Raw genomic sequence first — 26,423 nt, forward strand, 5'->3', positions numbered from 1 at the left:
CCGTGTGGGTCTGCGTCGTGCGCAGCCGTGCCGTCCAGGGTGTGCCGTCTGCCGATATCAGATCATATCGAGAATCGTATATCATCCGTGGCACACGCCACAAGAGGGTCGATGGGGACAGTGAGGGGTGGAGTCAGCCGATGTTCGCCTGCCGCGCATGCTCGTAGATCTCCGGTCGGCGTCGCTGCAGATGCGAGGCCCAGATGAGCCCGGCCACCCCGGCGGCGACGATGGTGCCCGGGATGACGATCACCAGGGCGGAGAAGCTGTCGGCCTCGATCATGGTGTCGAAGTTGGCCATGATGAGCAGGGCGATGACGCCGAAGCCTACCGCGGCGACGAGCGGTGCCACCCTGCGGATGAGAAGCGGGTGCTGGTCGGGGTCCTCGCCGAGGCGGCGCATGATCGCCACGGAGGTCACGCACAGCAGGATCACCATGCCGAACCCCGCGGCATTGGTCAGCCAGGGGAACATCGTCAGCACGGGATAGAGGGCTCCGAGATCCGAGCCGGCCCCGGCCACGGTGAAGATGAGGATGAAGATCAGGCCCAGCGAAGACTGTGTCAGCGACCCGGCCACGGGAGCGCCGTTGCGCGGCCCGGTCAGGCCCAGAGCGCTCGGCAGGATCCGGGCTCGGCCCATGGAGAAGAAGTATCGGGCCGCGGCGTTGTGGAAGGCGATCATGGCGGCCAGGATGCTGGTCAGGAAGAGCAGGGCCGCCATGCTCGAGGCCATCGCCGGCACGTGCTGGCCCAGGAAGACGAACATCAGGTCCGGCCCCCACTGCTGCGACTGTTCCACCATCTGCGAGGTTCCGACGCCGAGAGAGAAGGCCCAGGCCGAGAAGGCATAGAACGCCGCGATGATGCCCACGGCGATGTAGGTCGCCGTCGCGACGGAGCGCCGGGGGTCCTTGACCTCTTCCGCGTAGATGGCGCCGGACTCGAAGCCCATGAAGGCGGCGATGCCGAAGGCGAGCAGCGCCCCGAAGCTGCTGGTCAACCAGTGTTCAGGGAGGAAGGCCTCTGTGCTGATGCCTTCCGGTGCGACGGAGAAGGAGAGTGTGCTGACGGCGATGACGATGACGAACTCGAGCGCCACGATCACTGCCAGCACCTTCGCGTTGAGGTCGACCTTGGTGACTCCCAGGGCGCCCACGATCAGCCATCCCATCAGGGCACACAGCCACCAGGGGGCCTCGAGTCCGGTGAGCTCGCCCAGTACGGACGAGGCTGTGAAGCCGAAGACCCCATAGAGTCCGATCTGCATGGCGTTGTAGGTCACCAGGGCGAGGAACGAGGTGCCGATGCCTGCCCGGATGCCGAGTCCCGCGGCCACATAGGCGTAGAAGGCCCCGGCGTTCTGGATCAAGGAGCTCATCCGGCCGTATCCGATCGCGAAGAACACCAGGACGAGGCCCAGCAGCAGATAGCCGACCGGTACGCCGAGCTCACCGGTGACGGCGAAGCTGGTCGTGGCTCCGCCGGCGAGAACGGTCAGCGGTGCGGAGGCTGCGATGATCAGGAAGACCAGGGCTGGGACGCCGAGTGTCCTTCTCGCCAGGGCGGCGTCCTCGGGGGCGGGCGTGCTGTCAGGAGTCGGGGTCGGTGTGGCGAGAGGGTGTCTGCTCATGAGGTGCTCCGTGCGGTCATAGGGTGGATGACCTCAGTCTTCTCGTCCCGCCGTCCGGCGTCTTGTGTCACCGTGCACACAGGTTGTCCCGGATCGCGCGCAGGATCTCGCCCCCCGGCATCACCGTCAGCCTTGCCATCCGGTATGAGCGGTGCCACACTGCTGGGTAAGTCGCCGTCGGACCGTGGACACTCTTCGTCACCGTTATTGAGCAATCGCTCAACAATCTGGGGTGTCCCCGCAGATGTCCCAGGAGGGGTCATGAGTCAGCAGCGTGACGAAGGAGCAGTCCTCGACCTGCCTCGGACGGGTATCGACCTGCCCTCCTGGCGGGCCGCCATCGGGTCCGCCGTCGTTCCTCTGGACATCCGCGCCGAGGGCGGCATCCCCTTCCGCGGCCACCTGCGCAGTTCCACCGTGGACGACGTCGGGCTCTTCCAGCTGGTGACCACACCGCACAGCGTGGCCCGAACCCCCGGGCTGATCTCCGCCGACGACGCGCGGTTCTACAAGATCAGTTTGCAGCTGGCCGGGCGCGGCATCCTGGAGCAGGACGGCCGTCGGGCCAGTCTGGGCCCCGGAGACCTCGCCATCTATGACACCCACCGGCCTTATCGCCTGCACTTCGCCGAGGCGAGCCAGGCAATGGTGATGATCTTCCCCCAGGAGATGGTCGACCTCGCGCCGGAGGAGATCGCCCAGGTCACGGCGAGCTGCTTCCCCCAGGACCGCGGGTTCGGACGCATGATCAACCCGTTCTTCATGGAGCTGGGCCGGGACCTCGACCAGCTCACCAGCACCTACTCGGCACGCCTGGTGCATCTGGCGTTGGACCTGATGGTCACCATGCTCTCTCAGGAGCTGGATGAGCGTCAGGCGTCGGGGGCCTCGCCCGCTCGGCACCTGGGGCGGGAGATCAGGGATCACATCCTGCGTCATCTCGGGGACGAGAGCCTGTCCCCGGCCTCGATCGCCGCAGCCCACTACATCTCCCTGCGCCACCTGTACACCATCTTCTCCGAGGAGGGCCAGACGGTCTCCGCCTGGATCCGGTCTCGGCGTCTGGAACACATCCGGCGGGATCTCGCCGACCCGCTACAGGCCGATCGTCCGATCTCAGCCGTGGCCGGGCGATGGGGGCTCCATGACGCCGCCCACTTCTCGCGGGTGTTCAAGGCGGAGTTCGGCGAGTCGCCCAGCGCCTATCGCCGGCGGCATCTCGAGCAGGAGATCTCGCTCGCCGGGTGACCTGTGGTGCCGCTGCCGCAGAGGAGTCCGTTCATGGGGCAGAATCAGCCCCATGCCGAAGAAGGTCGACCGCCGCGCCCGCCGAGAAGAGATCGTCCGCACCTACCTGAAGATCGCCGCCCGCGACGGCATGGAGGCCGCCACCACGCGGGCCCTGGCCGCCGAGCTCGGCGTCGCCGTCGGGTCCCTGTGGCACTACTTCTCCGGCTTCGACGAGGTGCTCTCCCAGGCCTTCGAGATGATCTTTGAGCGCACCGACGGACGTATCGCCCGGCAGGTGGGTGACTCCGCCGGGCTGCGGGCGCTGCGCGCCATGCTCGAAGAGGTCCTGCCGATCGGCGGCGTTCCCCGCGATGAGGCCTATGTGGTGGTCAGCTTCTGGGGGCGCGTCGCGGCGAACCCCAGTGTGGGCAGCCTGCAGGTCGCCGTCGAGCGGCAGTGGCGTCAGCAGATGACCGGACGCCTCCGGGAAGCTGTCGACGCCGCGGAGCTGCACCCGGAGGCACCGGTGGAGGACATCGCCGATGCGCTGCTGTACCTGGTCACCGCCTCACAGTTCGAACGCGTGCTCGGCACGTCCCTGGGCCAGGAGGCCAGGCTCTGGCAGATCGTGCGCCACCACCTGGCCCCCTGGATGACCGATTGGGCAGCTCAGCAGTGGCAGCCGCCGTCGTCCTGGGGCGAAGCGCCGGAGGAGGAGGCCTCCGGCGCGGCCGACGACGCCTGACAGTGCCCACCGGGCTCCGGCGGGACGTCCAAGGTGGGGTTGCGGTCGAAGAAGCCGTTCGGGGTCATGCGGAATCCCGCATAGTCCACGGGCATGATCGGCCAGTCCTCGGTGCGGGGGAAATGGGTGAGGCCGAAGGTGTGCCAGAGCACCACGTCCTCCCCGTCGATCGCTCGGTCCTGCGCCGCATACCGGGGGAGGCCGTCGCCGCCCGGGTTCAGGTTGACCAGCCGCCCGGCGGGGTACAGCTCCTCGGCGTCGTACCGGGTCACCCATAGGTGGTGCGCGGCGAAGGCCGCGCGACGTCGGATCGGGGAATCATCGGCCGCCAGCAGCGTGGGCGAGTCCTCTGCGTGGAGCACGTAGGCGGTCGGCTGCCCCAGGCGGTTGGTGGCCTCGGTGCTGCTGATGCGCCAGAGGCGACCTGCGGAGCCGTCCGCATCGCGGATGGCCTGCTGCTCGGACGGCAGTCGGGTGATGGTGCGGTTGAACGTGTTGCCCCACGGATTGCTCTGAGAGGTCGGCTCGCGGACGACGTCGATCTCGTCCACCGCGTTCGCGGTGCCGTCGACCATCATGTCCAGTCGGGCGCAGAACAGGTGCTGGTGGATCGGGGCGCCGAGTCCCGGGGCGATCTCGGTGGAGTATGGGTAGTCCCCGCCCGGATGGGCGTTGGTGAACACGATGCCGGTGGCCTTAGACTCCAGCTCGATCTTGCCGTCCAGATAGAGGTGCCAGTAGAAGCCGTAGTCGTAGTTGCCGACGGTGACGAAGAACGAGATCACCAGGCGCCGCTGGCGGCGGACCTCCGAGCTGCCGGAGAAGTCGTCGGTGTGCTTCCACAGGATGCCGTAGTCCTCCTCGTGGAGGCAGATGGCGTTCCGCAAGGTCTGCGGGCGGCCGAAGTCATCGGCGACGACGGCGTCCACATAGGTGATCTCGCCCTTGCAGTCGCAGCCCAGCTCCAGGGCGTTGGCGAGCCGTCCGAACTGGAACTCGCCGACGTCGTAGTAGTTCTGCCAGGCGTTGGTGGGAGAGGGGTCCCCGTAGCTGACCACCATCTCCGCCACGGAGCCGCGGTACAGGATGGGCCGCTGACGTCCCTGGTCGGAGAAGCTGAGCTGGTGCAGCGTGAGCCCTTCCCGGCCGTTGAAGCCCAGGCGGACGCTCCAGTTCTCCCACTCCAGTACGCCGTCGTCGAGGGTGAAGCTGACTCCCTCGGGCTGGGTGATGGAGATGGGCTTCAGTGAGGTGCGGAACTCGCCGCGCACAGCCGGGTCCAGGTAGTCGCCGGACTCGTCGGGCACGTGGGTCACCTCGGTCTCGACCACGCGCAGGACCTTCTGATCGGTCATGTCGATGTGAGCGACCACGCCGCCGATCGGGTGGGCCCAGATGGAGTCGGTCGGGTAGTCCTGGCGGAAGGAGAGGGCGCGCAGAATTCGGTGGCCGGTCTCGTCCTCGTAGCCGAAGACGCCGGCGGAGAGGCCGATGACGACGACCTTCTCGAGGTCGGTGACTCCACGGCGCCGCAGGGCCTCGACGTAGCGTGGGTCGGCTTTGAGGATGTCGTCGGCGCCGAAGAGCTCCTCCAGGAAGATCGGGCCGGTGCCCTGCTCCGCGACGTCGACCGGCTGGTCGGAGGCGATGGTCTCGCCGTCCAGGTCGACGACGACGTCGCGGACGGTGTTCGTGGCCAGGTCGGTGACGACGAGCGAGGCCTGGCGGGGGAGTCGCCGGCCCGGTGTCCAGGCCAGGACCTCCTGCTTCTCCGGTTCACGCAGCATCAGGTAGCTCACCCGCGCGGAGTCGGGCAGCAGGCCGTTCTGCTGCAGCACCGTGCGGATCCGGGAGATCTCCTCGGCGGAGAGGGGGGTCAGCGGGTGGGCGGCATCGCCCGAGGTCTTGTCAGTCATCGAACTCCTCCTTATAGTTGAGCGCACGCTCAATATAAATATCGCACAGTTCACAGTATCCGGGGAAGGGGTGCCGCTCATGGTTGCCGTCGGGTTGCGCCGCACCGCGGCGATCGTCGCAGCCCTCGCCGGCGTGCTCCATCTGCTGATGCTGGGGCACGGAGGCCTGGTGATGAGCCTGCTCATGGTCGCGATGGCCATGATCTGTCTGCCGTGCGCGGGCCATCTCTGGCGCGGCGACTCCCCGCGGGCCTGGACGATGATCGCGCTCATGAACGCCGGGATGGTGGTCCTGCACCTGGGCCTGATGAGGTCCCATGGCGCTGAGTTGGGCGATAGTGCCGAGCCCGTGCCGCATGCGCATCACCACGGGGAGGGGCTGGGACTGGCCGGACTGCATGAGCCGCTGATGCACCTCGCCCTCGGGTTCGCGACGGCGGAGATCCTGCTCGTCCTGGTGGCGGTGTGTTGGTACCTGAGGGGCCGGCATCGGGCAGTCCGCCTGACTGTTCACCACGTGGCGGAAGAGCGCTCCCCTCATAGAAGGCTGCAGGAGGAGTCAACTGCTTCTCTGCAGCTGTCGCGCACAGTGAAGTGATAAGACAGCCGATCGATGGAGGAATCACCACAATGACGACCCAGAATGTGTCTGACGGCCAGTCCCTGCTGGAGCGGATCCAGCCGGTTTCCGGGGGCCGGGAGATCCTGGACCCGGCCACCGGAGAGCTGGTCGGCCGAGCGCCAGAGGCTGATCTGGCGGACCTTGACGCCGCCGTGGCTCGGGCGAAGGCTGCTCAGTCCGGCTGGGCGGCGCGTGCTGACGAGGACCGTGCCGGACTCCTGAACGCGGCTGCTGATGCGATCGAGGCCCAGGCCGAGGAGCTGGCGGTGCTGCTGTCCCGAGAACAGGGCAAACCGCTCAATGGTCCCAATGCCCGGTTCGAGGTCGGTGCCTGTGTGGCCTGGCTGCGCGCGACCGCCTCCTTCCCGGTGGAGCCGGAGGTGCTCCTCGATGACGAGTCCGGGCATGCCGAGCTGCACCACCGCCCATTGGGGGTGGTCGGGGCGATCGGTCCGTGGAACTGGCCGATGATGATCAGCATCTGGCAGATCGCCCCCTCGCTGCGGATGGGCAACACGGTGGTGATCAAGCCCTCTGGGTACACCCCGCTCTCCGTGCTGGGGTTGGTGGAGGTGCTCAACACGGTGCTTCCGGCCGATCTGCTGATCGCGGTGCCCGGGCGCGGAGACATCGGGGACCGGCTGACCCGGCACCCCGATATCGCCAAGATCATGTTCACCGGCTCGACTCCTACGGGTAAGAAGATCATCGCCGCGGCCGCCGAGACGGTGAAGCGACTGACCATGGAGCTGGGCGGCAATGACGCCGGCATCGTCCTCGATGATGCCGATCCGGCTGCGATCGCTGAGGACCTGTTCTGGGGCGCGTTCATCAACACCGGGCAGACCTGTGCGGCGATGAAGCGTCTCTACGTCCCGGATGCTCTCTACGACCAGGTCTGTGACGCTTTGGTGGCGGTCGCTGGGCAGATGCCCATGGGCAACGGACTGGACGAGGGCAATGTGTTGGGCCCGCTGCAGAACCGGGCCCAGTGGGAGATCGTGGACCGCCTGGTCACCGCCGCGGTCGACTCCGGGGCGCGGGTGCTCACCGGCGCCGATCCCTCCCCGGAGGCGGTGGACGGATCAGGCGGGCACTTCTACCCGACCACCCTGATCGCCGACATCGATGGGGACGATCCCCTGGTGGTCGAAGAGCAGTTCGGCCCCGCGCTGCCGATCATCCGCTATACCGACCTCGATGAGGCGATCGCCGCCGCTAATGCTCTGGAGGTCGGGCTGGGCTCCTCGGTCTGGTCCTCGGACCTGGACCGGGCCCGGGCCGTGGCTGCCCGGCTGGAGGCCGGGACCACTTGGATCAACAAGCACGGCGCGATCGATCCTCGGGTGCCTTTCGGCGGTGCCAAGGAATCCGGATTCGGCCTCGAGTTTGGCGCCCACGGGCTGCGCGAAGTCTCCCAGCCCCACGTCATCAGCTGGTGAGCATGTCCGGCTGAGTCTCACGCCCCACCCCGGTTGGCTCCGGAGGAATGGTCGCTCTGAGTGCACTTGCGCGAGTTTTAGCGACCATTCCTCCGGAGCCAACGTGTCGTTGGGGCCCGCCGCTGAGGTGCGTTGAGCCCTGAGCGCGGCCCAGTGCGGTCTGCAGGATGCTGCCAGGAGTCGACGTGCTGCGTGTCGGTGACTTTTTTGAACTGACCAACCGTTCGGTCAATAAATCTGGTACATTCTCTCGCAGTGGTGAGCTGCATCACATGATGCGGGCCTCCCTTCGCCGGCGGCCCGTCCGCATCGACCGCACTCGGAGAGCACATGAGCCAGACCATCTATCTCAGCACCGAAGGCCATGAGATGACCCGCGAGGAGAAGAAGGTCCTCGCGGGGACTCTCGTGGGCACCACCATCGAGTGGTACGACTTCTTCATCTACGCGCAGGCGGCAGGCTTCGTGCTTGCCGTGCTGTACTTCGAACCTCTCGGCCAGGAGAATCAGGCGTTGGCGCAGATCGTCGCCTGGGCATCCATTGGCATCTCCTTCCTCTTCCGCCCCCTCGGAGCCATCCTGGCCGGCTGGCTGGGGGACCGGTTCGGACGCAAGATCGTCCTGGTCATCACCCTGATGGGCATGGGCGGTGCGACCGTGCTCATCGGGCTGCTGCCCACCTACGCCACTCTCGGCATCGCCGCGCCGATGATCCTGATCTTCCTGAGGATTCTGCAGGGCCTCTCCGCCGGCGGGGAATGGGGCGGTGCCGCGCTGCTGTCCGTGGAGCACGCCCCGCGCCACAAGCGCGGCCTCTTCGGCGCCTACCCGCAGATCGGCGTCCCGCTGGGCATGCTGCTGGCCACCGGATTCATGTTCGGCCTCAACGCCGTCACCACCGAGGAGCAGTTCCTCGAATGGGGCTGGCGCGTGCCGTTCCTGTTCTCCTTCGTGCTGATCATCGTCGGCTACCTGATCCGAGTGAAGGTCGACGAGTCCCCGGTGTTCACCGAGATGAAGGAACGGAAGAAGGAGTCCTCGGCCCCGCTGAAGGAGCTGGTGACCACCCATAAGAAGTACACCTTCCTGGCCGCGCTGATCTTCGCCGCCAACAATGCCGCCGGCTACCTGGTCATCGCCTTCTTCGCCGCCTACGGCGTCAGCCACCTGGGCATGGAGCGCACCGAGACGCTGATCGCCTCGCTCATCGGAGGCGTGGGCTGGTTCGGCTTCACCCTCTTCGGCGGCTGGGTCTCTGACCGCATCGGCCGGGTGCGCACCTTCCAGATCGGCTACGGCATCATCATCGTCTGGGTGGTGCCCATGTGGTTCCTCCTGGACACGGCCTCCCTGCCGCTCTTCGCCCTGGCGATCTTCGTGCTCACCGTGGGCCTCGGGCCCTCCTACGGCCCGCAGTCCGCGCTCTACGCCGAGATGTTCCCGGTGGCCATCCGCTTCTCCGGGGTCTCCATCGGCTACGCGCTCGGCTCGATCATCGGTGGAGCCTTCGCCGCCACGATCGCCCAGACCATCCTGGACACCACCGGCAAGTCCTGGCTGATCGGCGTCTACATCGCGGCCCTGGCCGTGATGTCCTTCCTGGCGGTCTCGGTGGTTCCGAAGCACCTGCAGGGCATCAACCTGACCGACGACAGCGACCGCGAAGAGCTCACCATCCTGAAGTCTTCGCGCTGACACGCCCGCCGAGGGCAGACAAGCGGCGCCGACGTCGCGCATGATGTCAGTCATGGATCGCTCACCAGCGCTGATGACTGATCCGCACCACAGATGAGGAGAACCCCCATGCGACACCACAGCACCATTCTGAGGCTCTCGGCCGCCACGGCCGCCGCCGCTCTGCTGCTCACCGCCTGCGACGGCGGCGGCGAGGGAGAGGACGGCGGAGGCGACGGCGACAGCTACTCCATCGGCATCACCCAGATCGTCGCCCACCCGTCCCTGGACGCCGCCCGCGAGGGCTTCAAGGCGGCCTTCGAGGACGCCGGGGTGGAGGTGGACTGGGACGAGCAGAACGCCCAGGGCGAGCAGGCCACGGCCTCGAACATCGCCGGCACCTTCGCCACTGCGGGCCACGACCTGGTCCACGCGATCGCCACCCCCACCGCCCAGGCGGCCGCCCAGTCCATCACCGACATCCCGATCGTCTTCTCCGCGGTGACCGAGCCGCAGGAGGCCGGCCTGGTGGACGACTGGGACGCCCCGGGCGGCAACGTCACCGGCGCCTCGGACATGAACCCGGTGGCCGATCAGCTGGAGCTGCTCCAGGAGATCGCCCCCGACGTCGAGTCCGTCGGCATCGTCTACTCCTCCGGCGAGGTCAACTCTGCCGTCCAGGTGGAGCTGGCGCACGAGGCCGCCGAGGAGCTGGGCCTGGAGATCCAGGAGGCCACCGTCTCGAACTCCGCAGAGGTCCAGCAGGGCGTGGAGTCGCTGGATGTGGACGCGATCTACGTGCCCACCGACAACGCCGTCGTCTCCGCCCTGGAGTCGGTGCTGCAGTACTCGCACCAGAACCAGATCCCCGTGATCGCCGCCGAAGGCGACTCGGTGCAGCGCGGGGCGCTGGCCACCTACGGCATCAACTACGAGAACCTGGGCCGCCAGGCCGGGGAGATGGCGCTGCGGATCCTCCAGGATGGCGAGGACCCGGCCGAGATGCCCGTGGAGACCGGTGAGGTCCTCGAGCTGGTCGTCAACCCGGAGGCCGCCGAGCAGATGGGCATCGAGCTCGACGACGAGCTGCTCGATCGGGCCGACGGCGTGGTCGGCGAGGACCTCGAGGAGCTGGACCCCGAGGACGACGAGGAGGACTCTGACGAGGACGTCGACGAGGACGCTGAGGACGACGTCGACGAGGACGACGTCGACGAGGACGACGAGTGACCCTGACGCTGATCACGCACGCGTAGGATCACCCAGAGACAGAATCCAGGACGGGCACCGGCCTGGCCCACCAGGCCGAGCCGGTGCCCGTTCCCTGGGCGGACGTGGAGACGTCGTCGGGCGGAACCCGGCCGACGACGGCGGATGAGGACAGATGATCACAGCACTTGAGCTCGGGCTGATCTACGCGATCATGGCCCTGGGCGTCTACCTGACCTTCAGGATCCTGAACTTCCCGGACCTGACGGTGGACGGTTCGTTCACCTCGGGCGCGGCGACGGCGGCGATCCTGATCACCAACGGGGTCAACCCCTTCCTGGCGACGGCGGCGGCGTTCGTCGTCGGCTGCCTGGCCGGCCTGATCACCGGGCTGCTGCACACCAAGGGCAACATCAACGGCCTGCTGGCCGGCATCCTGACGATGATCGGGCTCTATTCGATCAACCTGCGCATCATGGGCGGGGCCAATGTGCCCCTGCTGGGGCAGGACACCATGATCAGCGCGCTGCGCTCCGTGGCCGGGGTCGGCTGGACCTCCGTGCTGGTGCTCGCCGCGGTGGCGGTGATCTTCAAGCTCGTCATGGACTGGTATCTCCACACGGACAACGGCCTGGCCCTGCAGGCCACCGGTGACAACGAGCAGATGATCCGCTCCTTCGCGGTCTCCACCGACCGGCAGAAGATCACCGGGCTGATGCTCTCCAACGGGCTGGTCGGCATCTCCGGCGCCGTTGTGGCCCAGCATCAGGGCTTCGCCGACATCGGCATGGGCATCGGTCTGATCCTGGTGGGCCTGGCCTCGGTGATCGTCGGTCAGGCCATCTTCGGCACCCGCACCGTCTTCCAGGCCACCCTGGCGGTCGTCCTCGGCGCAGTGATCTACCGCCTGGCCATCCAGCTGGCCCTCAACGTGGGGCTGAACCCGAACGACATGAAGCTGATGTCCGCGGTGCTGGTGGTGGCCGCCCTGCTGCTGCCGCAGTGGAAGGGCTTCGCCAAGCTCACCCGCCGTCGCAAGGGGCGCTCAGCCCTGAGCGCCGCCGCCGAGGCCACGCTGACCTCCGACGCCGCTGCCGGCGCCGGCAAGAAGGGAGCCTGACATGTTGAGCATCACCTCCGTGTCCAAGACGTTCTTCCCCGGCACCGTCAACGAGCGTCGGGCCCTGGTGGACGTGGACCTCGAGATGGCCGAGGGCGACTTCGTCACCGTGATCGGCTCCAACGGCGCTGGAAAGTCCACCCTGCTGAACACCGTGGCCGGCCGGATCATCCAGGACGACGGCGTCGTCGCCCTCGACGGCAAGGACGTCAGCCGCCTCAAGGAGCACCAGCGCGCGGCGAAGGTGGGCCGGGTCTTCCAGGACCCCATGGCCGGCACCGCCCCGAACCTCACCATCGAGGAGAACCTCTCCCTGGCCGACCGTCGCGGCAAGATGCGCGGCCTGGCCCGGGGCGTGACCAAGGCGAAGCGCGAGCGGTTCGCCGAGGCGCTGACCCAGCTGGAGCTGGGCCTGGAGAAGCGTCTCAAGACCAAGGTCGGGCTGCTCTCCGGCGGGCAGCGGCAGGCGCTGAGCCTGCTCATGGCCACCTACTCCGACCCCCGGGTGCTGCTGCTGGACGAGCACACCGCCGCCCTGGACCCGCAGCGGGCGGAGCTGGTCACCCGGCTCACCCGCTCCGTGGTGGAGGAGAAGGGGCTGACCACCCTGATGGTCACCCACAACATGGTCCAAGCCTTGGAGGTGGGCAACCGGCTGATCATGATGCACGAGGGTCGGATCATCCTCGACGTCGATGCTGAGCGGAAGTCTCAGATGACCCCGGAGGACCTGCTGGCCGAGTTCGGCAAGCTCAAGGGCGCCGTCGTCGACGACAAGACGATGCTGCAGTAGGCGCACTCCGTCACCGTTGAGCTGGTGCGTTTCCACCGGAATCAGGCGCTGTCGAGCGTCATTCGGGCGGGAAAGCACCAGCTCAACGCGTTCTGAGGGAGTACCGTGGGGGTCATGACTGCTGACGCGCTGTTGTTCCTGTCCGCCACCCCGCTGGTTCCGGCCGGGTTTGAGGCCGTCGCCAGCGGAGCAGGGCTCCTGACGCTCGCCCTGCTCGTCTGGGCGCTGGTCGAGATCTTCCGCTGCCCTGGCCTGGCCCCCGGGTGGAAGCTGGTGCTGGGGCTGCTGGCGTTCACGCTGCCGTTCTTCGGTCCGCTCACCGCGGTGGTCATGGCACGTTCGCACCGCCGGCGGGTGGAGTCCGGGGAGCTCGCGCTCACAGCGATGGCGCCGCGGGGTCGATGAGCGCAGGCTCTGCCACGGCCAGCAGGCAAGCGTCCGCTCGGGGCGGTGTCCCTGAGGCACCGGCCCGGGTCACAGGTCGACGTCGTCGCCGAACCAGGGTTCCGTGATCTCCTCGTAGGTGCCGTCGTTCAGGGCCATGGTCAGCCACTGGTCCACATAGTGCTTCATCACGGTGTCGCCGCGCGGAAGCATATAGGCCTTCTCGAAGTAGTCGAAGGGCTCGTCCGGATTCACAGCGCAGAGCTCGTCATACTCGTGGGCGATCCACAGCACCTCGGAGCGGTCGGTGGTCATGACGTCGGCCTCGCCGTCGACGATCTGGTCGAAGATCGTCAGGTTGTCATGGGTGACCAGGTCCCCGTCGGGGTAGTGCTCCTGGGCGAAGATCTCGTTGGTCCCGCCGCTGGGCATGATCGAGGTGACGTCAGGATCGTTGATCTGCTCGATCGTGCGGTAATCGTCCACGTTCTCACAGCGCGTGATCGGGGTCTTGCCGTCCTCCATCAGCGGTGCGGAGAAGAACACCTGCTCGGACCGCGCCGTGTTGATCGAGATGCCGCCGACGGCGATGTCGCATTGGGCCAGATAGTCGTCCATAAGGTCGTCCCAGGTGGTCTGCACCCACTCGACCTCCACCGCGAGGTGATCGGCGAGGTCTCGAGCCATGTCGACGTCGATGCCGGTGTACTCGCCGGTCTCCTCGTCGAGCTCGGTGAACGGCGGATAGTCGCCGGTGGTGCACACCGCCAGCGAGCCGGCGTCGAGGACCTCGTCCAGCCGGGAGGAGTCCTCGAGGACCTGCGGGGCGGCCTGCTCGGTGCTGTCCTCCGCAGAAGCGTCGGCACCAGCGTCGACGTCGGCCTCAGAAGCCGGGGAGCAGGCGGCGAGCAGCGCGACGGCGACGCCGGCGGCCGTCAGCAGGGCTGCGGTGGGTGTCAGAGCGGTGGGTGTCAGAGCGGTGGGGTGGGATGTCATAGGACCTTCCGAGTCGAGTTCAGGGTGGTGGGGGAGCTCAGGACACGATCAGCAGCGTCGCGCCGAAGACGAGTCCGGAGGCGATGAGCACGATCGTGGTGTAGCCGAGGATGTCGCGCATCTTCAGCCCGGCGATGGCCAGCAGCGGCAGCGCCCAGAACGGCTGGATCATGTTCGTCCACTGGTCGCCGTAGGCCACCGCCATGATCGCCACTGCCGGATCGGTGCCCAGGGACTCGGCCGCCTCCAGCAGGATCGGCGCCTGCACGGCGATCTGCCCGCCGCCGGAGGGGACGAAGAAGTTCACGATCCCGGCCGAGAGGAATGCCCACAGCGCGAAGGTCTGGTCCGTGGAGATCGCCACGAACGCTTCGGAGAACACCTGCATCAGCCCGGTGCCGGCCATGATGCCCAGGATCCCGGCGTAGAGCGGGAACTGCAGCAGGATGTCGCCGACATTCGCGGCGGCCTCCTTGGTCAGCGCCAGCAGCTCGAAGGGGCTGCGCACCAGCAGCATGATCAGCGTCAGGAAGCTCCAGTTGACGATGTCCAGGGTCAGCCCGCCTCCGCCGGAGAAGTGGATGGCCAGGTAGCCGACCAGCATGAGCCCCACCAGCATCGTGGGGATGCGGCTGGCGTCCACGCGGTCGGCCGGAGTGACGACGGCGTCGTCGACCTCCGTGTCCTTCAGGCGCGCGTCCACTCCCAGCGGGACGACGTCGTGGGGATTGCGGGGCGCGATGAGCGTGAGCGCGCCGGCGACCACGAGGATCGTCACCGCGGCGGCGATCAGGTTCCAGCTGGAGAACACCGTCTCCGTGATGGACAGCGGCTCGCCGAGGACATCGGCCACGAAGGAGTCCGGCGTGGCGGCGGTCAGCGGTCCGGAGGCCGAGTACCCCATGTGCCACACCACGAAGCCGGAGAATCCGGCGGCCACCAGCATCGGGAAGTGCACCGGCATCTCCCGACGGCGGGCCTGTTCGGCGACCTCCCGGGCCATCAGACCGCCCACCACGAGTCCCAGCCCCCAGGTGATCAGCGAAGCCAGGGCGGCGATCAGGAACACGAACAGGTAGGCCTGCATGGGGGTCCGCGGGACCTGGGCCAGCCGGCGCAGCAGGGCGCGGACCGGACGGGTGCTGGCCAGGATGTAGCCCAGGAACAGGATCAGCGCGATCTGCGTCATGAACTCCAGCAGACCCGCCAGACCGAGGCCCCATTCCTCGACCACCTGCACCGGGCCGGCGTCCGTGAGCAGCAGGGCGAGCACCGCGACGATGACGGTCAGCCCGATCGCGAAGACCAGGGCAGAGGGGATCAGCTTCTCGACCAACGCGTTCAGCGGTCGCATGACGGGGCCGAGCAGGGCTCCGCCTCCCGCGCTGGGCTTCTGGCCTGAGGGGGCAGCGTTCACGGCATCCTCCTTGATGGTGAGACTGAGGCGTCAGTGACAGGGGAGGGGTGATCCCTGAGTGACGTGGCTCACCTCACCTTAGCCAGTCGACCGCCCTGGCGGGCGGGCGACCCGCTGGGTGCAGTGCAGGCGACCTCCTGGTGATTGACCTCACAGCCCGGGCGTGGAAGAGTGTTCAGGTGAACGATCGGTCAGTAATTCCGGTCCGGCGACCTGCCGCCGCCCTGCAGCCCTCACCGACAGTCGGAGGAACCCCGTGACCACCCCCGCCTTCCTCGTCTCCGGGACACGCACGCCCGTCGGCCGCTACGGCGGCGCGCTGTCCTCCGTCCGGCCCGACGACCTCGCCGCCCTGGTGGTGCGCACCGTCGTCGAGGATGCCGGCATCGACCCCGCCGCCGTGGACGAGGTCATCCTCGGCAACGCCAACGGCGCGGGCGAGGAGAACCGCAATGTGGCCCGCATGGCCTGGCTGCTGGCCGGGTTCCCCGAGACCGTCCCGGGCATCACCGTCAACCGGCTGTGCGCCTCCGGGATGAGCGCCATCGCTCAGGCGCACCACATGATCGCCGCCGGTGCCGCGGACCTCGTCGTCGCCGGGGGAGTGGAATCCATGTCGCGGGCCCCCTGGGTGATGGCCAAACCCACCCGCGGCTTCGGCAAGCCCGGGGAGATCGTCGACACCTCCATCGGCTGGCGTTTCGTGAATCCGAGGTTCCTCACCATCGACAAACGGACCTACTCCATGCCGGAGACCGCCGAGGAGGTCGCCCGCGTGGAAGGCGTCACCCGGGAGGAGGCCGACGCCTTCGCGGTGGAGTCCCAGCGTCGGGCGGCCGCCGCCGTCGACGCCGGCCGGCTGGCCCGCGAGATCACATCCGTGGAGGTCCCCGGGCGCAAAGGCGCGGTGACCGTCGTCGACTCCGACGAGGGGCCCCGGCCCGGCACCAGCATGGAGGACCTGGCCGGTCTGCGACCGGTGGTGGGCGGCGGCGACGTGGTCACCGCCGGCAACTCCTCGTCCCTGAACGACGGAGCCTCCGCCGTCATCGTCGCCTCCGAAGCCGCCGTCGAACGGTACGGGCTCACCCCCCGGGCGCGGATCGCCGGCGGGGCCAACGCCGGCCTCGCCCCCGAGATCATGGGCATGGGGCCCGTGCCGGCCAGCACCAAGGCCCTCGAGCGTGTCGGCTGGGGCATCGGCACGGTGGAGGCTGTGGAGCTCAACGAGGCCTTCGCCACCCAGTCCCTGGCCTGCATCCGACGCCTGGGCCTGGACCCCGCACTGGTCAACGCCGACGGCGGCGCGATCGCCCTGGGCCACCCGCTCGGCTCCTCCGGGGCGCGCATCGTGCTCACCCTCGCCCGCCGCATGGAGGACGAAGGCGCCCGCCGCGGCCTGGCCAGCATGTGCGTGGGCGTCGGGCAGGGATCGGCGATGCTGCTGGAGGCGATGTGATCATGACTGAGACCCCTGCGCCGCACGCCTCCCACCAGGGCGCGCACCGGCTCGACGCCGCCGCCTTCACCACCCTGCGCATCACCGAGGCCGAGGACCGCCTCCACGCCCGACTCGACCGGCCCGAGGTCCGCAACGCCATCGACGCGACCATGGTCGACGAGCTCCACGCGCTCTGCGCCCACCTGGAGCACCACCCGAAGATCCTCATCCTCTCCGGCACCGACCCGGACCCGCAGACCGGCCGGCCAGGAGTCTTCGCCTCCGGAGCCGACATCGGCCAGCTGCGTGCACGCCGCCGCGACGACGCCCTGCGCGGGGTCAACTCCACTGCCTTCGACCGCCTCGCCAAACTCCCCATGCCGGTCATCGCCGCCCTCGACGGCTACGCCCTCGGCGGCGGGGCCGAGCTCGCCTGGGCCGCCGACTTCCGACTCGGCACCCGTGAGCTGAGGATCGGCCAGCCGGAGACCGGACTGGGCATCATCCCCGCCGCCGGGGCACTGTGGCGGCTGCGCGAGCTCGCCGGGGAAGCGATGGCCAAGGAGATCCTGCTGGCTGGGCGCATCCTCGACGCCGAGGAGGCTCTGGCCCATGGGCTCCTCAACGCCGTGCACCCGGCGGAGGAGCTGCTGGAGGCCGCCGATGCGCTCGCCGATCGGATCGCGAGGCAGGACCCGCTGGCGGTACGGATCTCCAAGCAGGTCTTCCACATGCCGCGGGAGGCCCACCCGCAGATCGACAACCTCGCCCAGGCGATCCTCTTCGAGTCCGAGGCGAAGTTCGACCGCATGCAGGCCTTCCTGGATCGGAAGCGACGCAAGGCCGCCGAGAAGAACACCGGAGACGACGCATGAGCACCCCACAGACCGTTGAGCCCGCCCGAGACGCCACCCTGCCCGACGTCGTCGGTGTCCTGGGCGGAGGGCGCATGGGCGGAGGCATCGCCCACGCGTTCCTCATCTCCGGAGCCGAGGAGGTCGTCGTCGTCGACGTCTCTGCGGAGGCGGCCGAGGCCGCTCGCGGACGTATCGAGGCCGACGTCGCCGCCTCCCTGGACCGCGGCAAGATCAGCGGCGAGCTGACCGACTGGACCTCGAAGCTGACCACCACCGACGACGTGACCGCCTTCGCCCGCTGCGGGCTGGTCATCGAGGCTGTGCCGGAGGACATGGCGCTGAAGACCTCCTCCCTGCGCCGGGCGGAGCAGCAGCTCTCCCCAGAGGCGTGGCTGGCCACCAACACCAGTTCGCTGTCCGTGACCGGACTGGCCGAGCACCTCCAGCGTCCCGAGCGATTCTGCGGACTGCACTTCTTCAACCCTGTGCCGGCCTCCAAGCTTGTGGAGGTGGTGCTCGCCGAGACCACCGGCGAGGAGCTGACTCGCCGCAGCCCGCAGTGGGTGCAGGCGCTGGGCAAGACGCCGGTGGTGGTGAACGACGCTCCGGGCTTCGCCTCCTCCCGGCTGGGGGTCGCGATCGGACTCGAAGCCATCCGGATGGTGGAGGAGGGCGTGGCGAGCCCGCAGGACATCGACAACGCCATGGTGCTGGGCTACAAGTTCCCGATCGGTCCCCTCGCGCTGACCGACATCGTGGGCCTGGACGTACGGCTCGGGATCGCCGAGTACCTCGAGTCCCAGCTGGGGGAGCGCTTCGCCCCGCCGCAGCTGATGCGGGACATGGTGGCCCGTGGAGAGCTCGGGAGGAAGACCGGCAAGGGCTTCTACGACTACCCTCAGGACTGACCCGTCGGCCCTCCTGATCCGGATGTCCCTATCCGGCTGTCCTGATCGGGCTGTCCTGAAGCGGACTCCCTGAGGTGGCCGGCGACGAGCACACAGGAGGTGCCCTGAGCGCACGCCAGGACGCAGCGGAGCCGCGACCCTTCGGCCCTGGCCGGTGGGAGGAGTCGACGACGGCGCGGGGCCTGCACGCCGTCGTCGCGGCCCTGTGTGCCGTGGGTCTGGTGACCTCGGTGCACCTGGGGTGGACCACGGAGACCAGCCTGCCCGTCGGGGTCGGCTATCACGGAGGATTCGCCGCCGGGTGGGAGCACACCCTCAACCAGCCCGCCTACTTCACGGTGCTCTCCGGGTTCCTGGCCTGCCTGACCTCGGCGATGCTGGCGGTTCGGGTGCCTCGGACCTCCACGGTCTTCCATGCCCTGCGGCTCTGCGCGGTGGTGAGCGTGATCATCACCGGAGTGGTGTTCAACCTGCTCCTGCGGGGCCCGGACGTGCTCACCGGGGTGCGGTGGGTCAATGACACGGTGCTGCATGTCATCGTGCCCATCCTGGTGCCGGCCGTCTGGCTGCTGGTCGGGCCGCGAGGAGTCATCACCGGCAAGGTGGTGGCGCTGTCCCTGCTGGTGCCGTTGGGCTGGCTGGCCGTCACCCTCGGACGAGGGCCGCTGATCGACTGGTACCCCTACGACATCCTCGACGTCCCCGGGATGGGCTACGCCGGGGTCGGGGTGTACGTCGGCGCCATCCTGGGCGGGTATCTGCTGCTGGCGTGCCTGCTGTGGGCGGTGGATCGCCTGCTCGCGCGCGTGCCTGGGTGAGGTGCTGCGGCTCGGCTCGATGCGGTTGGCCTCGAGGAGTCATTCTCCCGCACATCGGGGAGGGCTGACGCGCGTCACCCGGCCTGTGGCGTGAGGGAAAGTGACTCCTCGATGGAGACAGCGTCCAGGTGAAGGATTCTGACGAGACGGCCGGGACGCGGCCACCGCTGCGTGGAGTCACGCGGAGGTGGGCCGTGTCCCGGCCGTCGTGCAGGGTGCGAGTGATCCTGCGGGCGGTCCGAGGGACCGGCTCAGTGGGACCGGCTCTGTGGGGTCCGGGCGGTGGGGAGCGGCTCAGAGATCTGCCAGGGCTGTGGTGGGGTCCTCTACGCAACGTGCCACGAAGTTGAGGAACCCTCCGGCGGTGCCGCCGTCGCAGACCCGATGGTCGAAGGCCAGGGTGAGCGTGGTGATGCTGCGCACCGTCAGCTCCCCGTCCACCGCCCAGGGGCGGTCCAGGATGCGTCCGATCCCCAGGATCGCGACCTCTGGGTGGTTGATGATCGGAGTGGCCCCGTCGGAGCCGAAGACCCCGTAGTTGTTCACCGTGAACGTGCCGCCGGTGAGCTCCTTGCCGGAGATGGAGCCGTCGCGGGCGGCCCCCACGAGTCGGCCGATCTCGCCGTGCAGCTCACGGGCGGAGAGTCGCTCGGCATGCAGGACCACCGGCACCACCAGTCCGGTGTCGGTCTGGGCGGCGAAGCCCAGGTTCACCCCGTCGAAGTGGACGATCTCCTGCTCACCGTCCTCCCGGGTGTCCACCCGGGTGGCCAGCTCCGGGTGGCGGGACAGCCCGGCCAGCACGAACCGGCCGATGAGTGCGAGCAGTGAGGGCGCGGAGGAGCCTTCGGCCTCCGCCTGACGCTTCAGGCGGGCCCGCAGCGCCAGCAGCTCGGTGGCGTCCACGTCCTGCCACACGGTGGCCTCCGGGATCTCCCGGCGGGAGCGGGAGAGCGTGGTGGCCACGGCCTTGCGGATGCCGGTCACAGGGACCCGCTCGCGGATCTCGAGCCCGCCGGGAGCCGGCAGGGACGGCGAGGCCGACACAGGGCCAGTCGACGCCGGCGCCTGAGCAGTCTGCTGGTCCTGGGCGGGCGCCGCGCCGCGCGACTCCACGGCGGCCAGCACGTCGGCGCGGACGATCAGTCCGTCCGGGCCCGTGCCCGTCAGGCCGGTCAGCGGGACGGAATGCTCCCGCGCCAGTCGGCGGACCAGCGGAGAGGAGACCCGCGGTGCCTTCTGCGCGGGACGCTCCGCCACCGCGAGTGCGCTCCCCGCGCGAGGGCCCGTGGGGGGCTGGTTCGGGCCACCGGCGCGACGGCGACGACGGCGGGCGCCGGCTGAGGCGGAGGTGCCGTAGCCGATCAGCACGTTCCCAGAGCCTTCGTCGCCCGTGTCCTGGAGGGTCTCCTCCCCGCCGCCGTCGGCGGGGACCGCGGTCCCGGCCCGCTCCTCCTCGCGGTAGCTCAGCGCACCCGCGGAGGAGCCTGCGGCCGCGCTCGGCCCGGCGGCGTCGTCGAACCCGCCGCCGCCGTCGGTGTCCACGGTGATCAGCGGTTCGTCCACGATCAGCGTCTCGCCGACCGCGCCGTGCAGACGCACCACGATTCCGGCGTAGGGGGAGGGGACCTCGATGGACGACTTCGCAGTCTCCACTTCGGCGATCGGCTGGTCGACCTCGATCATGTCGCCCTCGTCCACGAGCCAGCTCAGCAGGGTGGCCTCGGTCAGGCCTTCGCCCAGATCGGGCAGGTCGAAGGTGGTCATCTCAGTCCTCCCACTGCAGCTCGTCGAGGGTGTCCAGGATCCGGTCCACGCTGGGCAGGTGGTGCTCCTCGAGCTTCGGCGACGGATACGGGATGTCGAAACCGGTGACCCGCCGCACCGGGGAGGAGAGGGAGTGGAAGCAGCGCTCCTGGATGCGGGCCACGATCTCACCGGCCACCGAGACGAAACCCTGCGGCTCGGCGATCACCACGGCGCGGCCGGTCTTCTCCACGGTGGCGGTCAGCGCGTCGTCGTCGAAGGGCACGATGCTGCGCAGGTCCAGGACTTCGGCGGAGATGCCCTCCTCGGCGGCAACCTGGGCTGCCTTCAGCGCCACGGAGACGGAGGGCCCGTAGCTGATCAGTGAGACGTCGGAGCCCTCGCGGACGACGACGGCGCGGCCCTCGGTGCCCACCCCGGCGTCCGCGGCGCCAGACTCATACCGGCGGCGCAGCGCGGCCAAGTCGACCTGCTCCTTGGTCCAGTAGAGCTTCTTCGGCTCGAAGAAGACCACGGGGTCGGGGGAGTCGATGGCCTCCCGCAGCATGAGGTAGGCATCCGCCACGGTGGCCGGGGTGTAGACCTTCAGGCCGGGGGTGTGGGCGTAGTACGCCTCGGAGGAGTCGCAGTGGTGCTCCACGCCGCCGACTCCGCCGCCGTAGGGCACCCGGATCACCATCGGCAGGCGCACGTGGCCGCGAGTACGGTTGGCCAGCTTGGCGATGTGGCTGAAGATCTGCTCCAGCGCCGGGTATGCGAAGGCGTCGAACTGCATCTCGATCACCGGCTTCATGCCGTTGATCGCCATGCCAGTGGCCATGCCGGCGATCCCGGACTCGGCCAGCGGGGTGTCGAAGCAGCGGTTCTCGCCGAAGCGCTGGGTCAGCCCGTCGGTGATGCGGAAGACGCCGCCGAGGGTGCCCACGTCCTCGCCGAAGACGCAGACGGCGTCGTCGTGCTCCATGGCGTCGGACATCGCGGTGTTCAGTGCCGCGGCGAAGGTGGTGGCCTTCACTCCGGTGGGCGAGGTGTCGCCCATGGCGGAGGCGGGGGAAGTCTCGGCGGTGCTGGTGGTCTCTGTGGTGGTGGCCATGGTCAGTCCTCCTGGCTGCGCTCGAGCTCGTCGGCCAGCTGGGCGCGCTGCTCGCGCAGCTGGGCGGTGGGGGCGGAGTAGACGTGATCGAAGATCTCCAGCGGGTCCATGGCCGGCTCGGTGGTCATCGCCTGGCGCAGGGAGGCGGCCACCTCCTCGGCCGTGGCGCTGATGCGGGACTCGACGGCGTCGTCGAGCACGCCCTTGCCGGAGAGGAACCGCTTCATCCGCAGCAGCGGATCGCGTTCCTTCCATAGCTCCACCTCATCCGCGTCCCGGTAGCGGGTGTCGTCGTCGGCGTTGGTGTGGGCCTGCATCCGGTAGGTGGTGGCTTCCAGCAGCAGCGGCATGGAATGCTCCCGGGCCAGGTCGACGGCGCGGCGGAGGGTGGCCAGCACGGCGACCATGTCGTTGCCGTCCACCTGTTCGCCCGCCATGCCATAGCCGATGGCCTTGTGCGCGAGGGAGGGCGCGGCCGACTGGTGTGACAGCGGCACCGAGATCGCATACCCGTTGTTCTGCACGAAGAAGACCACCGGAACCTCGAAGACGGCGGCGAAGTTCAGCGCCTCGTGGAAGTCGCCCTCACTGGTGGCGCCGTCGCCGCACATGGCCAGCACCACGGTGTCCTCGCCACGCAGCTTCGCGGCGTGGGCGACGCCGACCGCGTGCAGCAACTGGGTGGTCAGCGGGGTGGAGAGTGCGGAGACCTGGTACTGGTGCGGGTCGTATCCGCAGTGCCAGTCGCCGCGGAAGGAGACCATGACCTCCAGCGGGTCGACGCCGCGGGTGATCACCGCGACCGTGTCCCGGTAGGTGGGGAACATCCAGTCGCCGTCGCCCAGGGCGAGAGCGGCGCCCACCTGGCAGGCCTCCTGCCCGTGGGAGGAGGGGTAGACGGCCAGGCGGCCCTGCCGGACCAGGGCGTAGTTCTGGTCGTTGATCCGGCGGCCGACCACCAGGGCCTCATAGGCTGCCAGCAGGGCCTCGTCCTCCGGCAGGGGGTACTCGTGGCCCGGGCTGGTGCCCTGCTGGTCCTCCGGGATCAGGGTGCCGTCGGGGGCCAGCATGCGGATCTGCTGGCCGGCCGGGAGCATGTACTGCTCCGGGGTGATCCCGAAGCGGCGGCTCGTCTCCCAGATATGGGTGGCCTGCTCGGCCTTCTCGTGGCCCGGGACCTCCGGGGCGAAGCGCGGGTCCACGTCGGTGCTCGTGGGGCCGGCGCCGGTGCCCTGTCCGATGTCGGCGGCCTGCTTGGGCTGCTGCGCGTGCGACGAGGCCTCCCCGGTGGGGGTGGTCTCGTCGGCTGGTGCTGTGCCGGGGGTCATGGCTGTCAGCCTCCTCGAAGGTGTCGCCGGCGCGGGGATCGCGGCATCGGTGCATCACGGGTGATGCTTCGAGTGTGACCCAGCTCATGGCGAGGTCTCCAGCTCTGCCGGACATCCAAGACGTCGTCTCAGTCGGCGGGCTGTCGGTTGGACGATCTGCTCTCCAGTTGGGCATCTGGCAGTGGTATCGTCCAGCGATATGAGCAGTCTGCCGGACACCACTTCGTCGAGCATGCGGCCGCTGGATGCCGTCGACCATCGCATCCTGGCTGCGCTGAGTGCGGATGCGCGGAAATCGGTCACCAGCATCGCCCAGGAGCTCCACCTGTCTCGGGCCAACGCCTATGAGCGCATCGCGCGGCTTCGCGAGGCCGGGGTGCTCCGTGGCTATACGGCAGTCATCGATCCCCGCGCCGCGGGCCTCGCGACGGCGGCCTATGTGTTCCTCACGCTGAAGCAGGATGACTGGGAGGTGCTGCGCTCGGCGCTCGCCGACGAGCCGGCGGTGCGGCACCTGGCCCTGGTGGGCGGGCAGTACGACGCCGTGCTGCTGGTCCGCACGCGCACGGTGGAGGAGCTGCGCCGGGTGATCTTCGAGCGGATCCAGTCACTGTCCTGTGTGCAGTCCACGCAGACCGCCTTGATCTTCGACGATCACGCCGAGCATCGGCATGCTGTGGCGCCGGAGGGCTGAGGCCCCGTCTCGGTGGATGGGGTCTCGGTCCGCATCGACTGCCCCTCGAAAAGTGGCCGCGATCACGTTAGGATGATCATGATTACCGACCGTTCGGTCAGTTACGCCGCCGTCGAGAGGACGCCATGACCGCCACAGCCCCCACCGCCGAGGCCGCCGTCGTCGACCTGCTGCCCAGCTACATCCAGGACTCCTGGTGGACGCCGGAGGACCCGCAGAAGGTCGCCGAGGTCCACGACGCCTCCACCGGAGAGCCGGTGTGCCGCATCTCCACTGACGGCCTCGATACCCGTGCCGCCGTCGAGCATGCCCGCAGCGTCGGGCAGGCCGGGCTGGGCGAGATGACCATCCACCAGCGCGCGCTGCGCCTGAAGCACATCGCCGGCTACCTGGACGAGCACAAGGAGGAGCTCTACGCGCTCTCCGACCGCACCGGCGCCACGCGCCGTGATCATCTGATCGACGTCGACGGCGGCATCGGCACCCTGCGCGTGTTCTCCTCCAAGGGGCGCAAGGAGCTGCCGAACACCAACGTCATCATCGACGGCGACGTCGAGCAGCTCTCCCGGGACGGCTCCTTCCTCGGCGAGCACATCTACACCCGGCTCACCGGCGCCGCCGTGCAGATCAACGCCTTCAACTTCCCGGTGTGGGGCATGCTCGAGAAACTCGGACCCAGCTTCATCGCCGGAGTGCCGACCATCGTCAAGCCTGCCAGCCAGACCGCCTACGTCACGCAGGCCTGCGTGCGGCTGATGCTGGAGTCCGGGCTGGTGCCCGACGGCGCGATCCAGCTGATCTCCGGCTCCGCCCGGGATCTGCTCGACCACCTGGACCATCGCGACCACGTGGCCTTCACCGGGTCGGCGGCCACGGCGCAGATGCTCCGCTCCCACCGCAACGTCCAGGAGGGCGGCGTCCGCTTCACCGCCGAGACCGACTCGCTCAATGCGGCCATCCTGGGCCCCGACGCCGGGCCGGGGACCCCCGAGTTCGACGCCTTCATCAAGTCGGTGACCCTGGAGATGACCGCCAAGGCCGGGCAGAAGTGCACCGCCGTGCGGCGGACCATCGTGCCCAGCGAGCATGTGGACGCCGTGGTCGAGGCGCTGCGGAGCCGGCTGGAGTCTCGCGTGGTCCTCGGCGACCCGCGCGACGAGGCCACCACCGTCGGGGCACTGGCCTCGAAGGACCAGCAGGCCGAAGTGGGCCGTGCCGTGCAGACCCTGCTGAGCGCCGGGGGCACCCTCTGCCTGGGGGGACCCGAGGGCGACGTCGGCACCGCCGATGCCCAGGCCGGCGCGTTCTTCCCACCCACCGTGCTGTCCTTCGACGACGCCCGCACTCCCGAGGTGCACGCCGTGGAAGCCTTCGGGCCGGTCACCTCCGTGCTGGGCTATGCGGACGTCGACGACGCCGTCGAACTGGCGGCGCTGGGCGGCGGCTCCCTGGTGGCGACCGTCTGCACCCACGACCCGCAGACCGCGGCAGCCTTCGCCCGCGGCATCGGTTCCCACCACGGACGCGTGCTGTTCCTGGACCGCGACGACGCCAAGACCTCCACCGGTCACGGCTCGCCGCTGCCACACCTGGTCCACGGCGGGCCCGGCCGCGCCGGCGGCGGGGAGGAGCTCGGCGGAGTGCGGGCGGTGAAGCACTACATGCAGCGCACCGCCGTCCAGGGCTCGCCGGATCTGCTCACCGGGGTCACCGGCGTGTGGCACCGCGGCGCACGGGCGAACACGGCCACCCCGGAGACGGTGGCCTCCGGCGAGGCCGTCCACCCGTTCCGGAAGTCCCTGGCCGAGCTGCGGATCGGCGACCAGTTCGCCTCGGGGCTGCGGACGGTGAGCCTGGAGGACATCCTGGCCTTCGCCGAGTCCACCGGGGACACCTTCTACGCGCACACGGATGAGGAGGCGGCGACGGCCAACCCGTTCTTCCCGCGCCGGGTGGCCCACGGGTACCTGCTGGTCTCCTGGGCCGCCGGGCTGTTCGTGGAGCCGGCGCCGGGGCCGGTGCTGGCCAACACGGGCCTGGAGAACCTGTCCTTCCAGACTCCGGTGACCTATGACGACTCCATCCGCGTGACGCTGACCGCCAAGCAGATCATCCCGCGCGAGACCGACGATTACGGCGAGGTCCGCTGGGACACCGTGCTGCACAACCAGCATGACGAGATCGTCGCCACCTATGACGTGCTGACCCGTGTGGCCAAGGAGAAGGACCCGGACTGGGCCTGAGGAGCGGAGCGCATGATGACAGCCGTGGAGCAGATTCTCCAGACGTGAAGCCGGTCCGATGCTGACGCCCGAGCGCAGCTGCGCCGCGAGTCC

At 68.9% G+C, this 26,423-nt stretch carries 22 protein-coding genes; 15 read left to right on the forward strand and 7 right to left on the reverse strand.

What is annotated here, in order from left to right; genetic code table 11:
* Positions 1-133: 133 nt before the first annotated feature.
* Positions 134-1,633, reverse strand: a complete 1,500-nt coding sequence (locus ABD658_RS07295; protein WP_344682563.1) for an APC family permease — start codon at positions 1,631-1,633, stop codon at positions 134-136.
* 261 nt (positions 1,634-1,894) lie between these two features.
* Here ABD658_RS07295 and ABD658_RS07300 point away from each other — a divergent pair, with 261 nt between their 5' ends.
* Together ABD658_RS07300 and ABD658_RS07305 are read left to right on the forward strand one after the other, a co-directional pair.
* Positions 1,895-2,881 (forward strand): AraC-like ligand-binding domain-containing protein, encoded by a 987-nt coding sequence (locus tag ABD658_RS07300; protein WP_344682561.1) that lies wholly within the window; start codon positions 1,895-1,897, stop codon positions 2,879-2,881.
* Between the two features lie 52 nt (positions 2,882-2,933).
* Entirely contained in the window at positions 2,934-3,608 is a 675-nt protein-coding gene (locus ABD658_RS07305; RefSeq protein ID WP_344682559.1) for a TetR/AcrR family transcriptional regulator, read from the forward strand.
* Here the strand turns inward: ABD658_RS07305 and ABD658_RS07310 are convergent.
* Positions 3,533-5,524 carry a primary-amine oxidase gene (locus ABD658_RS07310; RefSeq protein WP_344682557.1) on the reverse strand — a complete coding sequence of 664 codons (1,992 nt, stop codon included), beginning with the start codon at positions 5,522-5,524 and terminating at the stop codon, positions 3,533-3,535. The genes ABD658_RS07305 and ABD658_RS07310 overlap by 76 nt on opposite strands.
* Before the next feature lie 79 nt (positions 5,525-5,603).
* Between ABD658_RS07310 and ABD658_RS07315 the strand changes: the two genes are divergently transcribed.
* From ABD658_RS07315 to ABD658_RS07345, 7 genes are all read left to right on the forward strand, one after another.
* On the forward strand, positions 5,604-6,122 hold the full coding sequence (locus ABD658_RS07315) for a hypothetical protein (RefSeq protein ID WP_344744180.1): 519 nt from the start codon (positions 5,604-5,606) through the stop codon (positions 6,120-6,122).
* Positions 6,123-6,154: 32 nt separating this feature from the next.
* Positions 6,155-7,588 (forward strand): aldehyde dehydrogenase family protein, encoded by a 1,434-nt coding sequence (locus ABD658_RS07320; RefSeq protein WP_344682553.1) that lies wholly within the window; start codon positions 6,155-6,157, stop codon positions 7,586-7,588.
* Between the two features lie 330 nt (positions 7,589-7,918).
* Positions 7,919-9,283, forward strand: a complete 1,365-nt coding sequence (locus ABD658_RS07325; protein WP_344682551.1) for an MFS transporter — start codon at positions 7,919-7,921, stop codon at positions 9,281-9,283.
* 108 nt (positions 9,284-9,391) lie between these two features.
* Complete coding sequence (locus tag ABD658_RS07330) at positions 9,392-10,492, forward strand: ABC transporter substrate-binding protein (RefSeq protein ID WP_344682549.1); 1,101 nt, start codon at positions 9,392-9,394, stop codon at positions 10,490-10,492.
* A 154-nt stretch (positions 10,493-10,646) separates the two neighbouring features.
* The gene (locus ABD658_RS07335; RefSeq protein WP_344682547.1) at positions 10,647-11,591 is read left to right on the forward strand and encodes an ABC transporter permease; all 945 of its coding nucleotides are present in this window, start codon (positions 10,647-10,649) and stop codon (positions 11,589-11,591) included.
* Between the two features lies 1 nt (position 11,592).
* Positions 11,593-12,384 carry an ABC transporter ATP-binding protein gene (locus ABD658_RS07340; RefSeq protein ID WP_344682545.1) on the forward strand — a complete coding sequence of 264 codons (792 nt, stop codon included), beginning with the start codon at positions 11,593-11,595 and terminating at the stop codon, positions 12,382-12,384.
* A 114-nt stretch (positions 12,385-12,498) separates the two neighbouring features.
* Positions 12,499-12,789, forward strand: coding sequence for a hypothetical protein (locus ABD658_RS07345; RefSeq protein ID WP_344682543.1), 291 nt, complete (start codon positions 12,499-12,501; stop codon positions 12,787-12,789).
* A gap of 69 nt (positions 12,790-12,858) precedes the next feature.
* On the opposite strand, the gene ABD658_RS07350 is transcribed toward ABD658_RS07345, so the two are convergent.
* Together ABD658_RS07350 and ABD658_RS07355 are read right to left on the reverse strand one after the other, a co-directional pair.
* Positions 12,859-13,764, reverse strand: a complete 906-nt coding sequence (locus ABD658_RS07350; RefSeq protein ID WP_344682541.1) for a transporter substrate-binding domain-containing protein — start codon at positions 13,762-13,764, stop codon at positions 12,859-12,861.
* 37 nt (positions 13,765-13,801) lie between these two features.
* Positions 13,802-15,118, reverse strand: a complete 1,317-nt coding sequence (locus ABD658_RS07355; RefSeq protein WP_344744238.1) for a short-chain fatty acid transporter — start codon at positions 15,116-15,118, stop codon at positions 13,802-13,804.
* 319 nt (positions 15,119-15,437) lie between these two features.
* On the opposite strand from ABD658_RS07355, the gene ABD658_RS07360 reads away from it, so the two are divergent.
* From ABD658_RS07360 to ABD658_RS07375, 4 genes are all read left to right on the forward strand, one after another.
* Positions 15,438-16,640: a thiolase family protein gene (locus ABD658_RS07360; RefSeq protein ID WP_344682537.1), complete on the forward strand. Its 1,203-nt coding sequence runs from the start codon at positions 15,438-15,440 to the stop codon at positions 16,638-16,640.
* Between the two features lie 2 nt (positions 16,641-16,642).
* Positions 16,643-17,497 carry an enoyl-CoA hydratase/isomerase family protein gene (locus ABD658_RS07365; protein WP_344682535.1) on the forward strand — a complete coding sequence of 285 codons (855 nt, stop codon included), beginning with the start codon at positions 16,643-16,645 and terminating at the stop codon, positions 17,495-17,497.
* Positions 17,494-18,387, forward strand: coding sequence for a 3-hydroxyacyl-CoA dehydrogenase family protein (locus ABD658_RS07370; protein WP_344682533.1), 894 nt, complete (start codon positions 17,494-17,496; stop codon positions 18,385-18,387). The genes ABD658_RS07365 and ABD658_RS07370 overlap by 4 nt, the downstream gene beginning before the upstream one ends.
* 74 nt (positions 18,388-18,461) lie before the next feature.
* The gene (locus tag ABD658_RS07375; RefSeq protein ID WP_344682531.1) at positions 18,462-19,205 is read left to right on the forward strand and encodes a Pr6Pr family membrane protein; all 744 of its coding nucleotides are present in this window, start codon (positions 18,462-18,464) and stop codon (positions 19,203-19,205) included.
* Positions 19,206-19,499: 294 nt separating this feature from the next.
* Here ABD658_RS07375 and ABD658_RS07380 read toward each other — a convergent pair whose 3' ends face one another.
* The 3 genes from ABD658_RS07380 to pdhA are packed head-to-tail and all read right to left on the reverse strand — an operon-like array spanning position 19,500 to position 23,393.
* Positions 19,500-20,972 (reverse strand): dihydrolipoamide acetyltransferase family protein, encoded by a 1,473-nt coding sequence (locus ABD658_RS07380; protein WP_344682529.1) that lies wholly within the window; start codon positions 20,970-20,972, stop codon positions 19,500-19,502.
* Position 20,973: 1 nt separating this feature from the next.
* Positions 20,974-22,011, reverse strand: a complete 1,038-nt coding sequence (locus ABD658_RS07385) for an alpha-ketoacid dehydrogenase subunit beta (protein WP_344682595.1) — start codon at positions 22,009-22,011, stop codon at positions 20,974-20,976.
* Between the two features lie 56 nt (positions 22,012-22,067).
* Positions 22,068-23,393, reverse strand: coding sequence for a pyruvate dehydrogenase (acetyl-transferring) E1 component subunit alpha (gene pdhA / locus ABD658_RS07390; protein ID WP_344744186.1), 1,326 nt, complete (start codon positions 23,391-23,393; stop codon positions 22,068-22,070).
* A 199-nt stretch (positions 23,394-23,592) separates the two neighbouring features.
* Between pdhA and ABD658_RS07395 the strand changes: the two genes are divergently transcribed.
* Positions 23,593-24,087, forward strand: a complete 495-nt coding sequence (locus ABD658_RS07395) for an Lrp/AsnC family transcriptional regulator (protein ID WP_311025768.1) — start codon at positions 23,593-23,595, stop codon at positions 24,085-24,087.
* Positions 24,088-24,212: 125 nt separating this feature from the next.
* On the forward strand, positions 24,213-26,330 hold the full coding sequence (gene paaZ / locus ABD658_RS07400; protein ID WP_344682526.1) for a phenylacetic acid degradation bifunctional protein PaaZ: 2,118 nt from the start codon (positions 24,213-24,215) through the stop codon (positions 26,328-26,330).
* Positions 26,331-26,423: the final 93 nt, after the last annotated feature.

Source organism: Nesterenkonia aethiopica (assembly GCF_039534665.1).
GTDB classification, from domain to species: Bacteria; Actinomycetota; Actinomycetes; order Actinomycetales; family Micrococcaceae; genus Nesterenkonia; species Nesterenkonia aethiopica.

Coding starts and splice junctions, on each gene's coding strand:
- ABD658_RS07325 (WP_344682551.1), top strand. CDS start 7,919: ATGAGCCAGACCATCTATCTCAGCACCGAAGGCCATGAGATGACCCGC.
- ABD658_RS07355 (WP_344744238.1), bottom strand. CDS start 15,118: ATGCGACCGCTGAACGCGTTGGTCGAGAAGCTGATCCCCTCTGCCCTG.
- paaZ (WP_344682526.1), top strand. CDS start 24,213: ATGACCGCCACAGCCCCCACCGCCGAGGCCGCCGTCGTCGACCTGCTG.
- ABD658_RS07315 (WP_344744180.1), top strand. CDS start 5,604: ATGGTTGCCGTCGGGTTGCGCCGCACCGCGGCGATCGTCGCAGCCCTC.
- ABD658_RS07385 (WP_344682595.1), bottom strand. CDS start 22,011: ATGGGCGACACCTCGCCCACCGGAGTGAAGGCCACCACCTTCGCCGCG.
- ABD658_RS07345 (WP_344682543.1), top strand. CDS start 12,499: ATGACTGCTGACGCGCTGTTGTTCCTGTCCGCCACCCCGCTGGTTCCG.
- ABD658_RS07380 (WP_344682529.1), bottom strand. CDS start 20,972: ATGACCACCTTCGACCTGCCCGATCTGGGCGAAGGCCTGACCGAGGCC.
- ABD658_RS07370 (WP_344682533.1), top strand. CDS start 17,494: ATGAGCACCCCACAGACCGTTGAGCCCGCCCGAGACGCCACCCTGCCC.
- ABD658_RS07305 (WP_344682559.1), top strand. CDS start 2,934: ATGCCGAAGAAGGTCGACCGCCGCGCCCGCCGAGAAGAGATCGTCCGC.
- ABD658_RS07300 (WP_344682561.1), top strand. CDS start 1,895: ATGAGTCAGCAGCGTGACGAAGGAGCAGTCCTCGACCTGCCTCGGACG.
- ABD658_RS07335 (WP_344682547.1), top strand. CDS start 10,647: ATGATCACAGCACTTGAGCTCGGGCTGATCTACGCGATCATGGCCCTG.
- ABD658_RS07330 (WP_344682549.1), top strand. CDS start 9,392: ATGCGACACCACAGCACCATTCTGAGGCTCTCGGCCGCCACGGCCGCC.
- ABD658_RS07365 (WP_344682535.1), top strand. CDS start 16,643: ATGACTGAGACCCCTGCGCCGCACGCCTCCCACCAGGGCGCGCACCGG.
- pdhA (WP_344744186.1), bottom strand. CDS start 23,393: ATGACCCCCGGCACAGCACCAGCCGACGAGACCACCCCCACCGGGGAG.
- ABD658_RS07395 (WP_311025768.1), top strand. CDS start 23,593: ATGAGCAGTCTGCCGGACACCACTTCGTCGAGCATGCGGCCGCTGGAT.
- ABD658_RS07310 (WP_344682557.1), bottom strand. CDS start 5,524: ATGACTGACAAGACCTCGGGCGATGCCGCCCACCCGCTGACCCCCCTC.
- ABD658_RS07295 (WP_344682563.1), bottom strand. CDS start 1,633: ATGAGCAGACACCCTCTCGCCACACCGACCCCGACTCCTGACAGCACG.
- ABD658_RS07320 (WP_344682553.1), top strand. CDS start 6,155: ATGACGACCCAGAATGTGTCTGACGGCCAGTCCCTGCTGGAGCGGATC.
- ABD658_RS07340 (WP_344682545.1), top strand. CDS start 11,593: ATGTTGAGCATCACCTCCGTGTCCAAGACGTTCTTCCCCGGCACCGTC.
- ABD658_RS07350 (WP_344682541.1), bottom strand. CDS start 13,764: ATGACATCCCACCCCACCGCTCTGACACCCACCGCTCTGACACCCACC.